The sequence below is a fragment of the Paraburkholderia sp. 2C genome, assembly GCF_054589215.1.
In genome coordinates, this window is sequence record NZ_BAAILL010000080.1 from 14301 (window position 1) to 30155 (window position 15855).

Sequence of the window (15855 nt, forward strand, 5' to 3'; positions counted from 1 at the left end):
CGCCGGTAGTCTGCACGAAAGGCGCGCTGCGAACCGCAGCCAGCGCCTTTTTTCTTCGCTTGCGCCTTCAGCGCGGCGCGCGCACCGCATTTTTAGGCCGGAACGCCGCCACCACGGCCGCGTTCGTCTCGATGTACGGGCCGCCGATCAGATCGATGCAATAGGGCACCGCGGCAAAGATGCCGGGCACCTTCACCTTGCCATCCGCGTCGCGCAAACCTTCGAGCGTCTCCCGAATCGACTTCGGCTGCCCGGGCAGGTTCACGATCAGCGCCGCGCGTGCCGGTGTCTCGCGGATCACCGCGACCTGTCGCGACAGGATCGCGGTCGGCACGAAGTTGAGGCCGATCTGCCGCATCTGTTCGCCGAAACCCGGCATTTCCTTCGTTCCCGCCGCCAGCGTCGCCCCGGGCGTCACATCGCGCCGCGCCGGGCCCGTGCCGCCGGTCGTCAGCACGAGGTCGCAGCCGGCCTCGTCGACGAGTTCGATCAAGGTCGACGTAATGGTCGGCGCATCGTCCTGGATCAGGCGCGTGACGCTGCGCCACGGCGAGGTGAGCGCGCCGCCCAGCCATTCCTCGAGCGACGGAATGCCCTTGTCTTCGTAGACGCCGGTGCTCGCGCGGTCGCTGATCGAAACGAGGCCAACGATCAGCTCGTCGGGGTGGCTGCGGGTGGGGTTAACTGCGGGAGTCGTCATCGTCGTCTTCCTCGACACCGGAATCGCTATCAGTGTCGCTATCGGTGCCAGTATGGCCGGCCATCTGCACGCCGCCCGCCAGTTTGATCCACTGGAACAGCTCGCGGAAGTAGCGCGGCGGCTTGCCGAGCTGCGCTTCCTTGCGCGCGTTGCGGATCAGCGTGCGGCCCTCCTGCGGGTCCGCCGCCGGATGCCGGCGGATGAATTCGGTCAGCGCGGCATCGTCGGCGAGCAGCGCCTCGCGCGTGCGTTCGATCCAGTGCAGCTTCGCGGTCTCGGCGCGGTTCGCGCCGTTGTAGGTGTCGAGCGCGGCGCGCAAGGCGGCGGTTTCTTCGTCGGAAAGCGTGCGCATCACTCGTCCGACGTATTGAAGCTGGCGGCGCTTGCCTTCGTGGTCGGTGATGCGGCGCGCGTCGCGAACCGCTTCGTCGAGCGCGTCGGGCATCGGCATGCGCTTCAATGCATCTTTCGGCAGTTCGACGAGCGCCGCGCCCAGTGTCTGCAGCGCATGCATCTCGCGTTTGAGCTGCGATTTGCTCGGGCGGTCGTAGCCGTGGTCGTCGTCGGCGGCCGCGGCCGGGCTCGACATAGGTTGAATACGGGTTTTGCGTGTCATGCCCGATATTGTAACGTGCGAGTTTCAGGGGCCCTGCATGGATACGGAGTGAAAATCGCGCGGAAACGGTTCGAGAAGCCAGGCGGGAAGCTGCAGGAACCTGCTGCAAAGCCCAGGTGAGTCCGCGCGGACCTTGTTATGATCGCGTGATGCGCGCTGACATGTACACGTAACACGGCAAGCGTTAATCCAGGCACACGCGCGACACCATGCGCAACCCAGCGCGTCACCGCCACGCGGGCCCTGCCCGGCGCGAGCGCGGTACGCCAACCGAGGACGGCAATCACAATGGCAGCAGATATCGAAACCGAAGCCCGGCAGCGTTTTTTTCCGCATTCCCAGGACGAGCTGAAGCAGATCGCGTCGGACATTCTTCGCCACGCGAAGTCGCTCGGCGCAAGCGATGCGGCGACCGAAATTTCCGAAGGCGACGGCCTGTCCGTCTCGGTGCGGCGCGGCGAAGTCGAAACGATCGAGCACAACCGCGACAAGATGGTCGGCGTGACCGTGTTTATCGGCAACAAGCGCGGCAACGCGAGCACGTCCGACTTTTCGCCGCAAGCGCTGAAAGATACGGTCACCGCTGCCTACAACATCGCGCGCTTCACGGCCGAGGACGACTGCGCGGGTCTCGCCGAAGACGAACTGCTCGAAAAGGCGCCGCAAGACCTCGATCTGTATCACCCGTGGAATCTGTCGGCCGACGAAGCGGTCGAGATCGCGCGCCGCGCCGAAGATGCCGCTTTCGCAACCGACGCGCAAATCCGCAACTCCGAAGGCGCGAGCGTCTCGGCGCAGCATTCGCAGTTCGTGCTCGGCACGTCGCGCGGCTTCCTCGCCGGTTATCCGTACTCGCGGCACTACATCGCCTGCGCGCCGATCGCCGGCAGCGGCCGCAACATGCAGCGCGACGACTGGTATACGTCGAAGCGCAGTGCGACCGAACTGGCGGACCCGGAAGCCGTCGGCCGTTATGCGGCCGAACGCGCGCTCGCGCGCATCGGCGCACGCGGCCTCGATACGCGCAAGGTGCCGGTGCTGTTCGAAGCGCCGCTCGCCGCGGGCCTGCTCGGCGCCTTCGTGCAGGCGACGAGCGGCGGTGCGCTCTATCGCAAGACGTCGTTCCTCGTCGACAGCCTCGGCAAGCCCGTGTTCGCGCCGCACGTGCAGATCGTCGAAGATCCACATGTGCCGCGCGCGATGGGCAGCGCGCCGTTCGACGAAGAGGGCGTGCGCACGCGTCAGCGCTCGGTCGTGAAGGATGGCGTGGTCGAAGGCTATTTCCTGTCCACTTACTCGGCGCGCAAGCTCGGCATGCCGACCACCGGCAATGCGGGCGGCTCGCACAACATCTCGCTGAAGAGCTCGCTCACGCAGCCCGACGACGATTTCGACGCGATGCTCAAAAAGCTTGGCACGGGCTTGCTGCTGACCGAACTGATGGGGCAGGGCGTCAACTACGTGACCGGTGACTATTCGCGCGGTGCGTCGGGCTTCTGGGTCGAGAACGGCAAGATCCAGTATCCGGTCGAAGAGATCACGGTGGCGAGCACGCTGCAGGAGATGTTCCGCCATATCGTCGCGATCGGCGCCGATACGATCGTGCGCGGCACGAAGCATACGGGCTCGGTGCTGATCGAGCGGATGACAATCGCCGGACAGTGAGGTGTCGCGGCCGCTCGACCGTCGCTCGAGCGCTGCGATTCGAGGTCCGCTCAAAGACAATCGCCACGCGACGCGCATTTGCGCCGCGTGGCGATTTTGCTTTCCAGCGCCGGTTTTAGCGCCGGTTCTTGCGTTGATAAGTCACGAACGCGTAGTCGAACTCGTTCGGCGGATTCGCGCGATGCGCCTCGCGCGCCACTTCTTCCCATTCGTTCGGATCGGGCGCCGGAAAGGTCGTATCGCCTTCGAAGTCCTCGGCGATTTCCGTGACGATCAACCGGTTCGCCTCGCGCAAGCCGTCTTCATAAAGCTGTGCGCCGCCGATCAGAAAGGCCTCGGGCGCCTGATCCCGCGCGGCGAGCTCGAGCGCGGCCGCAAGGCTCGTGACCGTATCGCAGCCGTCGTAACGACGCGTCGCATCGCGCGACACGACGATATTGCGCCGGCCCGGCAGCACGCGGCCGATCGACTCATGCGTCTTGCGGCCCATCACGATCGGCGCGCCCATCGTCGTGCGCTTGAAAAACGCGAGGTCTTCGGGAAGCCGCCAGGGCAGTTGGTTATCGCGGCCGATCACGCCGTTGCGGGCGCGAGCGACGATCAGGGTCAGCGTTGTCATGGGAAAAGGCGGGAGAATCGGTTCGCAGCGATTCTACCCGACGCGCGCGTGATGGCTTCACTCCCGCGCGTCGCTTTCCGCCGCAAACGTGCCCTTGTCGTCGCCGTTCGTCGAATCGCGCAAACCATGCGAACCCATCAGCCGATACAACGTGACGCGCGAAATACCGAGGTCCGCCGCCGCCTCGTTCAAGCGGTGCCGATGCCTGAGCAGCGCCGATTCGATCGCGCGCTTCTCGGCTGCTTCGCGCGCCTGCGCCAGCGACATCGTCTGCTGCGCGCTGTAGTTCGCGAGATCGAGGTCTTCGGCCGAAATCAGTTTCGTCTCCGCCATGACGATCGCGCGGCGCACCCGGTTGATCAACTCGCGCACATTGCCCGGCCAGTTGTAGTTGTACATCGCCTCGATCGCCGACGGCGTGAAGCCGCGAATCTTGCGCGCGCTGTCGGACTTGAACTTGTGCAGGATGTGATGCGCGAGAATTTCGATGTCCTTGCCGCGTGTGCGCAGCGGCGGTTCGTCGACTCGCAGCACGCACAGACGGTGAAACAGGTCCGCGCGGAACCGCCCCTCGCGCATTGCGTCTTCGAGGTCCACGTGCGTCGCCGAGATGATGCGCACGTCGACGGCAATCGATTCATGGCCGCCCAGGCGCTCGATCTTGCCTTCCTGCAAAAAGCGCAACAGGCTTGCCTGGCTTTCCATCGGCAGGTCGCCGATTTCGTCGAGAAAGAGCGTGCCGCCATTGGCCGCTTCGACGCGCCCGATCTTGCGCTGATTCGCGCCGGTAAACGCGCCGCGCTCGTAGCCGAACAGTTCGGACTGCAACAGGTGATGCGGAATCGCGCCGCAGTTGATCGCGACGAACGGCGCATTGCGGCGCGGCGAACGCTCGTGAATCGCCACCGCGGTCAGCTCCTTGCCGGTGCCCGATTCGCCCGAGATAAACACCGGTGCGTCGGTGTTCGCGACCTTGCGGATCGTGCGGAACAATGCCTGCATCGCATCGCAGGTGCCGACCATCTCGTCGTCTTCGTGCGCGACGTCGGCGGGCACGTCGGCATCGTAGAGCGTGACCATGCCGAACGCGTGGCCGACCAGATAGTCGATCGTGGCATGCGCGACGGGCATCTTCACGTAATCGAAACAGTAGTGGCGTATCAGGCGCCGCACCTCGGGGTCGGCGAGCCGCTCCTGGTTCGCGAGCGCGATCCAGCCGACCTGCTGCTGGCGCAGGCACGCTTCGAGCGGCGCGAGATCACGCACCGGGAAGCTCGCCATATCGACGATGCCCGCGTACGCGGCTTCCGGTTTCAGCAGGCGGCCGATCTCGTGCGCGGAACGCGCGGTCAGCACCGACCAGCCGCGGCTTTTCAGATGCGCGACGAGCGTGTCGTCGGGCGTGCGTGCGACGTAGAGCAGCGTGCGGTCGTTGCGCGCGCTCGTGCCGGTCGTATCGGCCGTGCCCGGATGTTGCACGGCCGGCGCGACCGGCGCGCCTGGTATGTTCGTCGATGGCAGCGGAGTGCGCGCGGCCGAAACAGGCGGGCCGCCCGACGCGATCGTCGGCACGGCAGTCAGATGAGAGGGTTCACGCACGATCAGCCTCGTCTCGATGGCATATCAAAAGGTGTAGGGAAAGCGCAATCCGACCACGAAGTTCGGCGCATCGGGCGTCATGCCGATCGACACCGTGCCGTTGATCGTCAGGTGCTTGTTGACCACGTGGTTTAAACCGAAATTGAGCACGGCCGCCGTCGTTTCGCTGCCGGGCACGTCCTGATAGCTCCCGCCCGGCGCCTTCGTCTTCGACGACGGCTCGAGTGCGAGCGTGTATGAGATGCTCGCGGAGTCCTTGTCCGAAAACGCGAGCGCGACACCGCCGCCGATCTGCACGATGTCGCCGAGCTTCACGGTCGCCGGTTCCGTTTGTCCCTGCACCGATGAAATATCCGCGAATGAACGCGCGACGTTATACGTGTACGAGAGACTGCCGAACAGCACGATCGGGTCATACGTCTTCAGTACCGACAAACCGGCCGTTATATTCCAGAAGCCTGTGCCGGTCGGCAGCTCCGACGGCGCGACGAGATTCGTGTTGTCGGGCGTCAGCTGCACGACCTTGATGCCGAACGGCGAGGTGCCCGTCGGCGCTTTCACGCGCAGGCTGCCGACCACATCGGGAATGCTGTTGGTCTCCTTGACCAGCTGATAGTAGAAGCCGAAGTTGACGTCGCCGATCGCATGCGAGTTGACCGACGCATCCGACAGCGTGCTTGCCGCGCCGCCCGCGCCGCCGACGATAAACGTACTGTGACGATAGATGTACGGCACGTCGACGTCGACGCTGATGCGGTCGGTCAGGCCATAGCGGATGTCGAGATCCGACATCACCTGATGCGACTTCGTTTCGCCGAGGTTGATGTTGCCGAGGAAGATTGCATCGAGCGCAAGGAAGCCCGACAGCTGCAACTGGCGACGGTCGTAGTACGTGTCGCTGATGCCCCAGTCGAGCGTCAGCTTGTGATCGAAGAGCGGCGCATGCTCGCGCTGCACGACGGCTTCCTCGGCTTGCGTGCGGACCGGTTCGGCCGCTTTCTGCGTGGTGCCGATCGCGCCTTCGGGCGCGACCGGCGCACCGGGCGCAGTCGAACCCGTGGCGGTCGATCCTTCCGGCGCCGGCGGATTGACCGGCACACCGGTCGCCGTGCTGCTGCCCTGGCCGCCGGGCGCCGGTGCGCCCGGCGTCACCTGCGCGAGCGGCGGCAACGGCATTGGCAAGCCGTCGGCCCCCGGTTGTTCAGCCACCGCAGTCGAGCCGGGCGCGCCGTATCCTGGGGCGCCGCGGCCGCGCTGCGCCATCTCCAGATTGGTCACTTGGCGCTCGAGCGATTGAATTTGACGCTGCTGCTCGTCGACGACGCGCATCAGCTGATTGAGCCGCTCCTCCATCGATTGATTTGCAATGGCCTGAGCGGCCGCCCCCTGTGCCCATGCAAACATCACCGCTGCTGCCGGAATGGCCGCGAGAGCAACGCGCGGCCTTCTGGTCCTGGTGTCGGCAATCATGTTGTTATTCCCCCGGTCAAGCAGGCCACGCGTCGCTGTTGTTGTGCCTCGCGCGAGCCTCGTCTCCTATCTTTCGCGACTGCTTTGTGTCATGCGGTGCGGGTGGCGGCCCGCCTGTCTGTTTCCCCGTTGTGACTCCCCGTTGTGTCTTCCCGCCCGGTTTGCTGCTGGTCTCCTGCCTGACTTGCCGCCGGACATTCCCGTTGTCCGGTGCACCGAGAGGTGCACTGCGCGGCGCACTACGTTGCGCGCCGCGTTTTGCCGTACTTCATTTCGCCGCATCTCATTTCGCCGCATCTCATTTCGCACTACCGCCTTGCATTGACCGCGTTCTGCAGCGCCTGCAGCACGCCTGCCTGGCGCAACGACGCTGACGACATCTGCGCGGTTTGCAACTGCAGCTGCAACTGGTTCGCGACCTGCTGGTTGTTGCCCGCGATCTGCAGCATCTGCGCAATCGATCCGGCCTGGCCTGCGCCCGGCGCGATCGTTTGCGTGGCCATGCCGGCAGGCGTCTGCAGCGCAACGCTCACGCCGCCGTTGCCGAACGTGATGCCCGCCTTGATCGTGCCGTTCGCGTTCGATGCGCTGGCGCTCGTCGCGCCGTTGCCGCTAGCCGATTGCAGCGCGTTGCCCGTGAAATCGATCTGCGCCGCGTTCATGCCGACGTTGCTGTTGCCCGCTACCTGTGTAACCTGAGAAACGCCGTTTACCGCTATGTGCTGGCCGCCGTTCACTTGCGCGGAGGCATCGGCACCGTTGTTGCGCCCGTTTCCATTCACGACGCGCGCCATCGAATTGACCGTTGCGCTCATCTGGTTTGCCGCGTTTTGTGCGACCGCAAGCGAGCCTTGCGCAATCGCGCTTGCGCCGTTCGGCAGATTCCATTGCGACAGCAGATTCAGCACGAAGCCGGAAATCATCTGCCCGTTCGCGAACTTGCCGGTCTGGCCCGCGAGTACGTCGTCGCCGACGGGCTGCCATCTGATCGTTTCCATGCCGCCGTCGTGCGTGCCGTCGTGTGCCGATAAAAATGCGGGCAGCGGCACCGCCCCGCCTGCTTCCGCCGCATACGCAGTGCCTGCGGCCCCAAACGCTGCCGTCGCCATGACTGCAAACAGCGCGCGGTTTCTGGTTGAGAGTTCGCGCTTCATGATGGGCTCAGAAGAGCTCGGCCCGTGTCAGGCCGTATTCGACAAAAGGTGTCGTGGCCGCGCCGGTCGCGAGCGCGCCCGCGCGCAGCTTCAAGGCCAGCGACTCGTTGTCCTGCAACAGCGGCGAATCCTCCCTGAATGGTTTGCCGACCACAGCGAACACGAGCCCGTTCCACGTCTGCGAGAAATCCTCTTCGAGGAGGATCCGGTTGCCGAGCGCCGGGTCCGCGATAAAAACGCGGCCGTTCTCGGCATGTTTGACGATCACGAAATGCTCATATCCGTCGATGTTCATCAACACCATCACGGGGATCTGCAGGTGATACAACGCGTCCGTATTGACCCGGAAACCTCTGCCGCGCAGTCCGATCGTCTCGACGAACTTCTTCATGTCGAGCATCGAAAAGCCGTTCTTGACCACGATGTCGGGCGTGGAGAAAACCATCATCCGGCGGATCAGTTCGGTCTCGGGGATATCGATGCCATAGCCGTATTTGAGGAGCGTCGCGAGCGCGGCTGCACCGCAGCTGTAGTCGAACTGCTGGCTCACGATATGGCTGTAGCGGATGTCCCTCATCGAGCGAACCGTTTTGGTCAGCGGAATACCTGCGAGGGTAGACGTATCGATGCTGGCTTGTGCGTGGGCTGTCGCACACAACGTGCAACATGAGAACGCAAAGGCGAGCGGCAACGCCGGGAAGCGAACACACCCGGACATGATGGTCTCCTGTGCGGCGAGTCGATGGGAGTTGGCGCTTCAGCGCTTACTCCCATCCCATGCCGTGCTACTCCGGATTGGCGCTTTAGCGCGTGGCCGGAGTTGTGCGGCGCACATGCCGGCTGCTTCTCTGGCAGCCGGCATAAGCCCCTCCGATGGCTTATTACATGGCTTTTTCAGCCTTCTTTGCGAGGTTTGCTACACAACGCATCGCGCCTGCATGCGCTCAGTGACCGCTATTGAGCGCAGCAATCGCCAGGCCGTTGTGCTGCAAATTGCCCGCGCCGCCCGCGATGTTCACGCCGATGTTGCCGGACGCGCCCGCCAGCGTATTGGCGCCGAGCATCGCGGTGCCCTGGAACTGCCCGTGCACCGCCATGTTCGCGGATTGCGAGTTGTCGTCCGTGGCTACCATCGCCGTCGTCATCGCAGTGCCGGCGTTGGTCGTCGTCACCGCGCCGGCAAGGCTGTTGTTCTGCACGTTGCCGATACCCGATGCGACGTTCACACCGACATTGCCCGTCACGTGCGACAGCGAACCGTCGCCGACCGATGCGTTCAGATTGAAGTTATTGATCTTCGCGCTGCCGCCCGAACCCTGCGAGTTGAAGATCTGTGCGTTGCCGAACACATTGCCGACGTCGACCGACGCGAGCGCGACATCGTTGCTTTGCGCGTTGTCGATGCCTTCCGCGATGTTGATGCCGAGGTTGCCCGATACGCCCGACGCGGCATTGCTGCCGGTGCCGGCGTTGAGCGTGCCCGGTGCCTGCGTGTTGATGTACTGCGTCACCGAGCCGGTCGTCTTTTCGTCGACCGTCGTGAGCGTGTCGTTCACGTTATAGCCCCAGTTCTTCGACGCGGAAGAAGACGTCGAGAACGACGACGAACCCGAGTGCGACGCCGAGCTCGACTTCGAGTCGTTGTGCGCGTACGTCACGGTTGCACTTGCCGACTGGTTGCCCGACCCGCTGTTCGACGCCTGCGCGGACCCGCTCTGCGACGCGTTCTTGTGCTGGCTTTCGGTGTCGCTGTGGCTCGTGTTCAGATGGCCGGACGCGTTGGCGTTAAGCGAGTCCGACGCGCTCGACATATGGTTCTTGTCGTATGAGCCGCTTGCGTGGGCCTGCAGGTTTTCGGAAGCGCTGGTCGAATGTTCTTTCGATCCGCCCCAGTTCTTGCCGTGCGAACTGTAGCTCGTCGAAGCGGACGCGCCTTCGGAGAGCTTGCCGCTGAAGTTGCCCGACTGCGAGCTCGAGTGTTTGCTGTTGTCGCTGAGAGCAATGCCGGCGTCGAACGACGACGAGCTGTTGCTTGCATGGCCGCTGTCGCTCGACTGGTGATACTCGCTCGAAGCGCTTGCCTTTGCCTGGTTTGCATACGCATAGTTGCTCGATGTGCTGATGGTTGTCGTGGAATTGGCGCTGTGCGAGTTCGACGACGAATGCGACGACGAATGACTGTCGCTGGTCGAGAACGAGCTGTTGGCCCATACGGAGTTGCTGCCCGTGCCGGTCACGCTATTTGTTGCATTGTTGACACGCGTGGTCAGCGCGCCGCTCATATAGCTTTGCGACTGCGGGTCGAGCGAGGCGTGCGCATACACGTTCTGCGTGTTGTTGACGACGGCGCCCGCGGTGCTCGAGACGGATACGCAGCCGAACAGGCGCACGAATCCTTCGATGCCGATCTGTTCGCCGACCATCGTCGCATTGAAGAGATACGGGTTCTTCAGCTGTCCTGCGAACACGCTGCCGGATGCCGCGGCAAGAACCGCTGCCGCAATCAGGGTGCGCTTGAGTTTCATGATCTCGCTCCGATACTTATTGGTCAGTTAGAAAAGAGTGCCCGCCGGGGGACGGAGCACAAAACTGTTCGCCGTGGCATTACCGGCGCCGGCAGTCTGGTTGATCTGCACGATGCCATTGACGTTTCTGAAGGCCTCGTTGGAGATGGTCGCCTCCCTCGCGTCGTGAACCCCGTTCGCTCGCGCCAGACCACCGTTCTTCGGGACCGCTGCGGACAGCACGCTGTCCGAAACGGTCTCGACTCCGATCGCAGCAGTGCCGAGTTGCACACTGTTGCGCTGGAGATTGCCCGCGCCCGCGGACTGGTTCACCAGTACGGCGCCGGATGTGTTCGAAAACGCGTTGCCCGCAATCGATGCGCGCGCGCTCGTGACCTTCGCGGACGCACTCGCGCTTTGCACGCTCGTGTTGTCGTTGGCGGCTGAGCCGCCGGTCGAGATCGTCAGCTGGTTGGCCTGCGCGTTGTTGACGCCCGCGGCTTCGTTGACGGTGATCGCGCCCGTTGCGCCGACGGCCGCGCCGGTAGCGATGCCTGCATCGCCGGTGATGCGCGCCAGCGCTTGCGCGTGCGCCGGCTGTGTCGTGCAGGCGAGCGCCGCCGCGACTGTGGCGACCGAGAGGGCTGCATACGTGGCGTGCGCGATTTTTATGGCAAGTCTCGAGCGGCGCGTATTCATTTGAGGCCTCCCGGCGCGCCACCGAGCGCGCTCGACAGCGGCGCGAGCGCGCCCGTCACCGACGATGAAATCGTGCCGCCGATGCCGGCCGCCGGCTGGCCGATGCCACCCGTGCCGAGTGCGACGTTATTGCCGGTCGTGTTGCCGGAGAGAATGTGCGTGACCGCTTGCATGCCGGTGCCGGCCGCCAGGCCCGGCGCGCTGAGGCCCGTCGAGCCGCGCGCATTGGTCAGATCGGAGTCGGACACGAGCTGCGCCATCGCCGGATTGAAGCTGTTCGCCGGGAACGTGGTCGCGCTGGATAGTACGGGTTCCTGATTGTTGGGAACCGAAACAAATGCGTTGCGAGGTGCGACCTCGCGTTCGAGCACGATGTCGCCTGGGTTCGTGATGTGCTGGGCGTGCGCCGTACCGGCAACGAAGGCGATGCATGCGCCGGTCAGCGCGGCGGCCAGTGCCGGCCGTGAAAACGGAAGCCGGCCGCGTGAAGTCGGCATCGATACATTCAGCGATACCGTTGCCGGTGCATTCCTGGGTGCACTCACCGGTGCTTTGTGCGACGCATTCATGGGTACCCCGACAGCGTATTGTTCAGCAGTGTTAAAGCGGTCTCGCTCGCGCACGTGCAGGTCTCGCTCGCGCACGTTTGTCGCGCACTTCTTTCGTCATCGTTGCTTCGTCAGTCGCTTCTTCGTTTGTTGCGTTTCTGTTGCGTCCTCAGGTGAGTCCTCAGTGAGTCCTCAGTGAGTCCTCAGTGAGTCCTCAGGTGAGTCCTCAGGTGAGTCCTCAGGTGAGTCCTCAGGTGAGTCCTCAGGTGAGTCCTTGGATATGTCCCTCCGGTATATCCCTCAGATTCGTCCTCAAGCACGTCTTCGACCGCCTGTCTATGTGTCTTCGCTTACTCCCGACTTGCTTCCCGATCATTTCCTCAGATAACTCGCGACGTTGCTTTGCGCCGCGCGTGCCGCATCGACCGGCACCGGCAGCGGTGCGGGCGGTGCGATCTCGTCCCATAGCGTCACCGAAGAGCCGCGCAGCAAGTCCGGCGTAGCCGCGACCATCGTGAGTCCGCTTGCGCCGCCGCGTTGCCGCGCAAGGATCTGATCATCGAGCGGCACGTCGGTCATCGAAACGACATCGGCGGGCGTGTTCAATACCTGTGCAGGCGCATCGTCTTCGCTAGCGGCAGCCGCCGTTTCCGGCGCCGTCGCCGCTGCGGGCATCGTGTCCGCGAGGGCGACGGCGCCGGCGTCGGCCGATGCCGACGAAGCGGATTCCTGAGCGAATGCGGGAGAAGGCAAGGTGAATGGCAGCGTGCCGATTGCGAGCGTTGCACCGAGCGTCGCGACGCCGGCAAGCAAGCGTAGGGAGACGGCCCGAACACGCCGGCCGGGGAGGCCGGTGGCGGTGTGGCAATGGCATGAAGCGCCGCGGGAAACGTGTCGCATGATGTGTCTCCTTGGTGCGGCACATTTAGCGAAACATATGCCATATCGAGCATTCCGTTGATGCATCGGGCTTACGTGTAAAGGGAGGAGTGCGGAGATTCGGAAATCGGCTGAAAACGTTTCAGCGTTGATACGACACTGCGAAATAGTGCGATTTGGACGATTGTTTGCTCACACAACGATTTTTTTGCGGCGGATAAAGTATGGTGAATGCGCGTAATGGGTTTAATTCAGAGAGAACTTACCGCCGATAGATTCGCGCGCGGTCACCCTTACCTTATCAAGGGTTGCTGAATTAATTTGCATATTTGTTTTTCGAAGCGCCGTACGTATAGTAAGCTCTCGACTACAGCACACGTTTTAAAAAAGCCCATTCTTGGGCCGTTCAATACAAAGCGCCGTTTTTCGGGGATCAGCTGTCCGTACGGAATGGAATGGCCGTTCGGTTTTCGTTGTATAGCGAATCCCGATGCGAATAGGCGTATCTGAGGAATGCGAGAAGAGAGATTCAGGTACGTGCGTCATCCTTAACGTTCGTTGACGAGAGGATCTGAATAATGGAATCCGCAACGCGGCAACTGATTTATGTTTCACGCGATCCCAGTGCTGACCTCAACGCGCGCTTCCATGAGCGGGGCTGGCACGTGGAAGTTGTCGGCTCGGCGCGCGACGTGCGCCGTGCGGTGCGTGCCGGTACTGCTGCCGGCGGTCTGCTCGATCTTTCCAGCTGTTTCCAGCAACATGAAATCGCCGCGTTCGAATCCTGTCTGACCATGCCCAATGTGGGCTGGGTCGCGGCCACGGCGCCCGGTCAACTGCAGGACGCGGCGCTGCGACGGCTCGTGCGCGATTACTGTTTCGACTACGTTACGGTCCCTTATTCAGGTGACCGCATCGTCGATTCCGTTGGCCACGCGTACGGGATGATCTCGCTTGGCGAGACCGCGTCGAACGACGCGACGCAAACGGCGGGCACCGAAGGCGAAATGGTCGGCTCGTGCGATGCGATGCTTGCGCTATTCCGTTCGATCCGCAAAGTCGCGATGACTGATGCGCCCGTCTTTATCTCCGGCGAATCGGGCACCGGCAAGGAGCTCACGGCAGTCGCGATTCACGAGCGCTCGGCGCGTCGCAATGCGCCGTTCGTCGCGATCAACTGTGGTGCGATTCCGCCGCATCTGCTGCAATCCGAACTGTTCGGCTACGAGCGCGGCGCGTTTACCGGCGCGAATCAGCGCAAGATCGGGCGCGTCGAAGCGGCCAATGGCGGCACGCTCTTTCTCGACGAAATCGGCGATCTGCCGCTGGAAAGCCAGGCGAGCCTGCTGCGCTTCCTGCAGGAGCGCAAGGTCGAGCGTCTGGGCGGCCACGGTTCGATCGAGGTCGACGTGCGCATCATCTCGGCGACGCACGTCGATATGAACAGCGCAATGATCGAAGGGCGTTTCCGTTCGGATCTGTATCACCGCCTGTGCGTGCTGCAGATCGACGAACCGCCGCTGCGCGCGCGTGGCAAGGATATCGAGCTGCTCGCGCGGCATATGCTCGAACGTTTCAGAAAAGATGCGAGCCGGCGCTTGCGCGGCTTCGCGCCCGATGCGATCGCCGCGCTGCATAACTACAGCTGGCCCGGCAACGTGCGCGAGCTCATCAACCGCGTGCGGCGTGCGATCGTAATGTCCGAAGGGCGCGCGATTACCGCGCGCGACCTGGAGCTGTCCGAATATGTCGAGATTGTGCCGGTATCGCTCGCGCAGGCGCGCGAAGCGGCCGAACGGCAGGCGATCGAACTCGCGCTGCTGCGCCACCGCGGACGTCTCGGCGATGCGGCGCAGGAACTCGGCATTTCGCGCGTGACGCTTTACCGGCTGTTGTGCTCGCATGGCATGCGGCACATGGAAAGCGAACAGATGACGCCGCATGCGGAGCTGCCGCCGTCCGTGCAGCATCTTTGATCTGAGTTTGAACTCAACCTGCTCAGCGCCTTGCTGAGTGGGCGATGCTGTGTGTTTGGCGCGTCTGATCAGTTAATTGTCGAGCCCATACTCAGGTCCGAAGCCGAGCCGGCGGCGCATCTGACCTGACCCGTACGCCTGCTTCTCGCCACCGCGATTCCGCGATCCCGCATCGCGCGTTCAGTACCTCTCCCAAGCTTGCTAGAATCCCGGTTTCCCGTCGTCACGCGACATCGTCGGCGCTGTCTTTTGCTGTCTTTTGCTGTCTTTGCGACAGCGGCGCCATGCCGAAGGAACCCCGAATGAAACAGTATCTCGACCTCGTCCGCACGATTCTCGACACCGGCAGCTGGCAGGAGAATCGCACCGGCATCCGCACCATCAGCATGCCGGGGGCGATGTTGCGCTTCGATCTGCAGCAGGGGTTTCCGGCGGTCACGACGAAAAAGCTGGCGTTCAAGTCCGCGATCGGCGAACTGATCGGCTTTCTTCGTGCGTCGCGCAGCGCCGCGCAGTTTCGTGCGCTCGGCTGCAAGGTATGGGATGCGAACGCGAACGAAAACCCGCAATGGCTCGCGAATCCGTACCGCGAAGGGCCGGACGACCTCGGTGGCGTGTATGGCGTGCAGTGGCGCGAATGGCCCGCATACAAGGTGCTCGACATGACCGCGAGCGCGCAGCTCGAAGATGCCGCCGCGCGCGGTTTCCAGCCGGTGACCGAGTTCGAAGAGGGCGGTAGCCGCAAGGTGCTGCTGTACAAGGCGATCGATCAGCTGCGTCAATGCCTCGATACGATCATGCGCAACCCCGCGGACCGGCGGATTCTGTTTCATGCATGGAATCCGGCCGTGCTCGACGAGATTGCGCTGCCCGCGTGTCACCTGTTGTATCAGTTCCTGCCGAACGTGGCGCGCCGCGAGATCTCGCTGTGCCTGTACATCCGCAGCAACGATGTGGGCCTCGGCACGCCGTTCAATCTGACCGAAGGCGCGGCGCTGCTGCATCTCGTCGGCAGGCTGACCGGTTATACGCCGCGCTGGTTCACATACTTCATCGGCGATGCGCACATCTACGAGAACCAGCTCGACATGCTGCAGCAGCAGTTGACGCGCGAGCCGTATCCGAGTCCGCGTCTCGAGATTGCCGCGCGCGTGCCCGAGTATGCGAAGACTGGGGTGTACGAGCCGCAATGGCTCGACAGGGTCGAACCGTCTGATTTTTCGCTGGTGGGGTATCAGCACCATGAACCGTTGACGGCGCCGATGGCGATTTGAGGCTGGTATTCGAGGCCTGTATTCAAGGCCTGTATTTAAGGCATGTGAAGCGCGCTCAACGCGGATTCGGCATGGCGTGGTGCTGCCGGTGAGCTTTCCGAAGCGCGAGTATCAATAGACAAGGCCCGCCGCAATGGCATTGCGGCGGGCCT

General features: G+C 63.4%; 14 protein-coding genes. 3 read left to right on the plus strand and 11 right to left on the minus strand.

Going from position 1 to position 15855, the window contains the following annotated elements; genetic code table 11:
• Positions 1-67 precede the first annotated feature (67 nt).
• Complete coding sequence (mog, locus tag ACYPXD_RS33260; protein WP_459722512.1) at positions 68-700, minus strand: molybdopterin adenylyltransferase; 633 nt, start codon at positions 698-700, stop codon at positions 68-70.
• Positions 681-1316 (minus strand): ribosome biogenesis factor YjgA, encoded by a 636-nt coding sequence (gene yjgA / locus ACYPXD_RS33265; protein ID WP_459722516.1) that lies wholly within the window; start codon positions 1314-1316, stop codon positions 681-683. Before yjgA ends, mog begins: the two co-directional genes overlap by 20 nt.
• Positions 1317-1604: 288 nt before the next feature.
• On the opposite strand from yjgA, the gene pmbA reads away from it, so the two are divergent.
• Positions 1605-2981 carry a metalloprotease PmbA gene (pmbA, locus tag ACYPXD_RS33270; protein WP_459722521.1) on the plus strand — a complete coding sequence of 459 codons (1377 nt, stop codon included), beginning with the start codon at positions 1605-1607 and terminating at the stop codon, positions 2979-2981.
• A gap of 115 nt (positions 2982-3096) precedes the next feature.
• Here pmbA and ACYPXD_RS33275 read toward each other — a convergent pair whose 3' ends face one another.
• From ACYPXD_RS33275 to ACYPXD_RS33315, 9 genes are all read right to left on the minus strand, one after another.
• Positions 3097-3600, minus strand: a complete 504-nt coding sequence (locus ACYPXD_RS33275; protein WP_459722525.1) for a dihydrofolate reductase — start codon at positions 3598-3600, stop codon at positions 3097-3099.
• A gap of 57 nt (positions 3601-3657) precedes the next feature.
• Positions 3658-5199 carry a sigma 54-interacting transcriptional regulator gene (locus ACYPXD_RS33280; RefSeq protein WP_459722528.1) on the minus strand — a complete coding sequence of 514 codons (1542 nt, stop codon included), beginning with the start codon at positions 5197-5199 and terminating at the stop codon, positions 3658-3660.
• Between the two features lie 24 nt (positions 5200-5223).
• Entirely contained in the window at positions 5224-6669 is a 1446-nt protein-coding gene (locus tag ACYPXD_RS33285; RefSeq protein WP_459722532.1) for a hypothetical protein, read from the minus strand.
• Positions 6670-6977: 308 nt separating this feature from the next.
• Positions 6978-7823 (minus strand): peptidase C39, encoded by an 846-nt coding sequence (locus tag ACYPXD_RS33290; RefSeq protein WP_459722534.1) that lies wholly within the window; start codon positions 7821-7823, stop codon positions 6978-6980.
• 7 nt (positions 7824-7830) lie between these two features.
• Complete coding sequence (locus tag ACYPXD_RS33295) at positions 7831-8541, minus strand: C39 family peptidase (protein ID WP_459722537.1); 711 nt, start codon at positions 8539-8541, stop codon at positions 7831-7833.
• Positions 8542-8767: 226 nt separating this feature from the next.
• Positions 8768-10348: a hypothetical protein gene (locus ACYPXD_RS33300; protein WP_459722542.1), complete on the minus strand. Its 1581-nt coding sequence runs from the start codon at positions 10346-10348 to the stop codon at positions 8768-8770.
• 27 nt (positions 10349-10375) lie between these two features.
• The gene (locus ACYPXD_RS33305; protein WP_459722548.1) at positions 10376-11026 is read right to left on the minus strand and encodes a hypothetical protein; all 651 of its coding nucleotides are present in this window, start codon (positions 11024-11026) and stop codon (positions 10376-10378) included.
• Entirely contained in the window at positions 11023-11523 is a 501-nt protein-coding gene (locus tag ACYPXD_RS33310; RefSeq protein ID WP_459722553.1) for a hypothetical protein, read from the minus strand. Before ACYPXD_RS33310 ends, ACYPXD_RS33305 begins: the two co-directional genes overlap by 4 nt.
• A gap of 423 nt (positions 11524-11946) precedes the next feature.
• Positions 11947-12474, minus strand: a complete 528-nt coding sequence (locus ACYPXD_RS33315; RefSeq protein WP_459722558.1) for a hypothetical protein — start codon at positions 12472-12474, stop codon at positions 11947-11949.
• A gap of 557 nt (positions 12475-13031) precedes the next feature.
• Between ACYPXD_RS33315 and ACYPXD_RS33320 the strand changes: the two genes are divergently transcribed.
• Together ACYPXD_RS33320 and ACYPXD_RS33325 are read left to right on the plus strand one after the other, a co-directional pair.
• Positions 13032-14429: a sigma-54 dependent transcriptional regulator gene (locus ACYPXD_RS33320; protein WP_459722562.1), complete on the plus strand. Its 1398-nt coding sequence runs from the start codon at positions 13032-13034 to the stop codon at positions 14427-14429.
• Between the two features lie 302 nt (positions 14430-14731).
• Positions 14732-15703 carry a thymidylate synthase gene (locus ACYPXD_RS33325; protein ID WP_459722567.1) on the plus strand — a complete coding sequence of 324 codons (972 nt, stop codon included), beginning with the start codon at positions 14732-14734 and terminating at the stop codon, positions 15701-15703.
• Positions 15704-15855 lie beyond the last annotated feature (152 nt).

Bases quoted from the DNA above. Each gene is read 5' to 3' on its own strand.
- mog (WP_459722512.1), bottom strand. From the start codon at position 700: ATGACGACTCCCGCAGTTAACCCCACCCGCAGCCACCCCGACGAGCTG.
- yjgA (WP_459722516.1), bottom strand. From the start codon at position 1,316: ATGACACGCAAAACCCGTATTCAACCTATGTCGAGCCCGGCCGCGGCC.
- pmbA (WP_459722521.1), top strand. From the start codon at position 1,605: ATGGCAGCAGATATCGAAACCGAAGCCCGGCAGCGTTTTTTTCCGCAT.
- ACYPXD_RS33275 (WP_459722525.1), bottom strand. From the start codon at position 3,600: ATGACAACGCTGACCCTGATCGTCGCTCGCGCCCGCAACGGCGTGATC.
- ACYPXD_RS33285 (WP_459722532.1), bottom strand. From the start codon at position 6,669: ATGATTGCCGACACCAGGACCAGAAGGCCGCGCGTTGCTCTCGCGGCC.
- ACYPXD_RS33290 (WP_459722534.1), bottom strand. From the start codon at position 7,823: ATGAAGCGCGAACTCTCAACCAGAAACCGCGCGCTGTTTGCAGTCATG.
- ACYPXD_RS33295 (WP_459722537.1), bottom strand. From the start codon at position 8,541: ATGTCCGGGTGTGTTCGCTTCCCGGCGTTGCCGCTCGCCTTTGCGTTC.
- ACYPXD_RS33300 (WP_459722542.1), bottom strand. From the start codon at position 10,348: ATGAAACTCAAGCGCACCCTGATTGCGGCAGCGGTTCTTGCCGCGGCA.
- ACYPXD_RS33305 (WP_459722548.1), bottom strand. From the start codon at position 11,026: ATGAATACGCGCCGCTCGAGACTTGCCATAAAAATCGCGCACGCCACG.
- ACYPXD_RS33310 (WP_459722553.1), bottom strand. From the start codon at position 11,523: ATGCCGACTTCACGCGGCCGGCTTCCGTTTTCACGGCCGGCACTGGCC.
- ACYPXD_RS33315 (WP_459722558.1), bottom strand. From the start codon at position 12,474: ATGCGACACGTTTCCCGCGGCGCTTCATGCCATTGCCACACCGCCACC.
- ACYPXD_RS33320 (WP_459722562.1), top strand. From the start codon at position 13,032: ATGGAATCCGCAACGCGGCAACTGATTTATGTTTCACGCGATCCCAGT.
- ACYPXD_RS33325 (WP_459722567.1), top strand. From the start codon at position 14,732: ATGAAACAGTATCTCGACCTCGTCCGCACGATTCTCGACACCGGCAGC.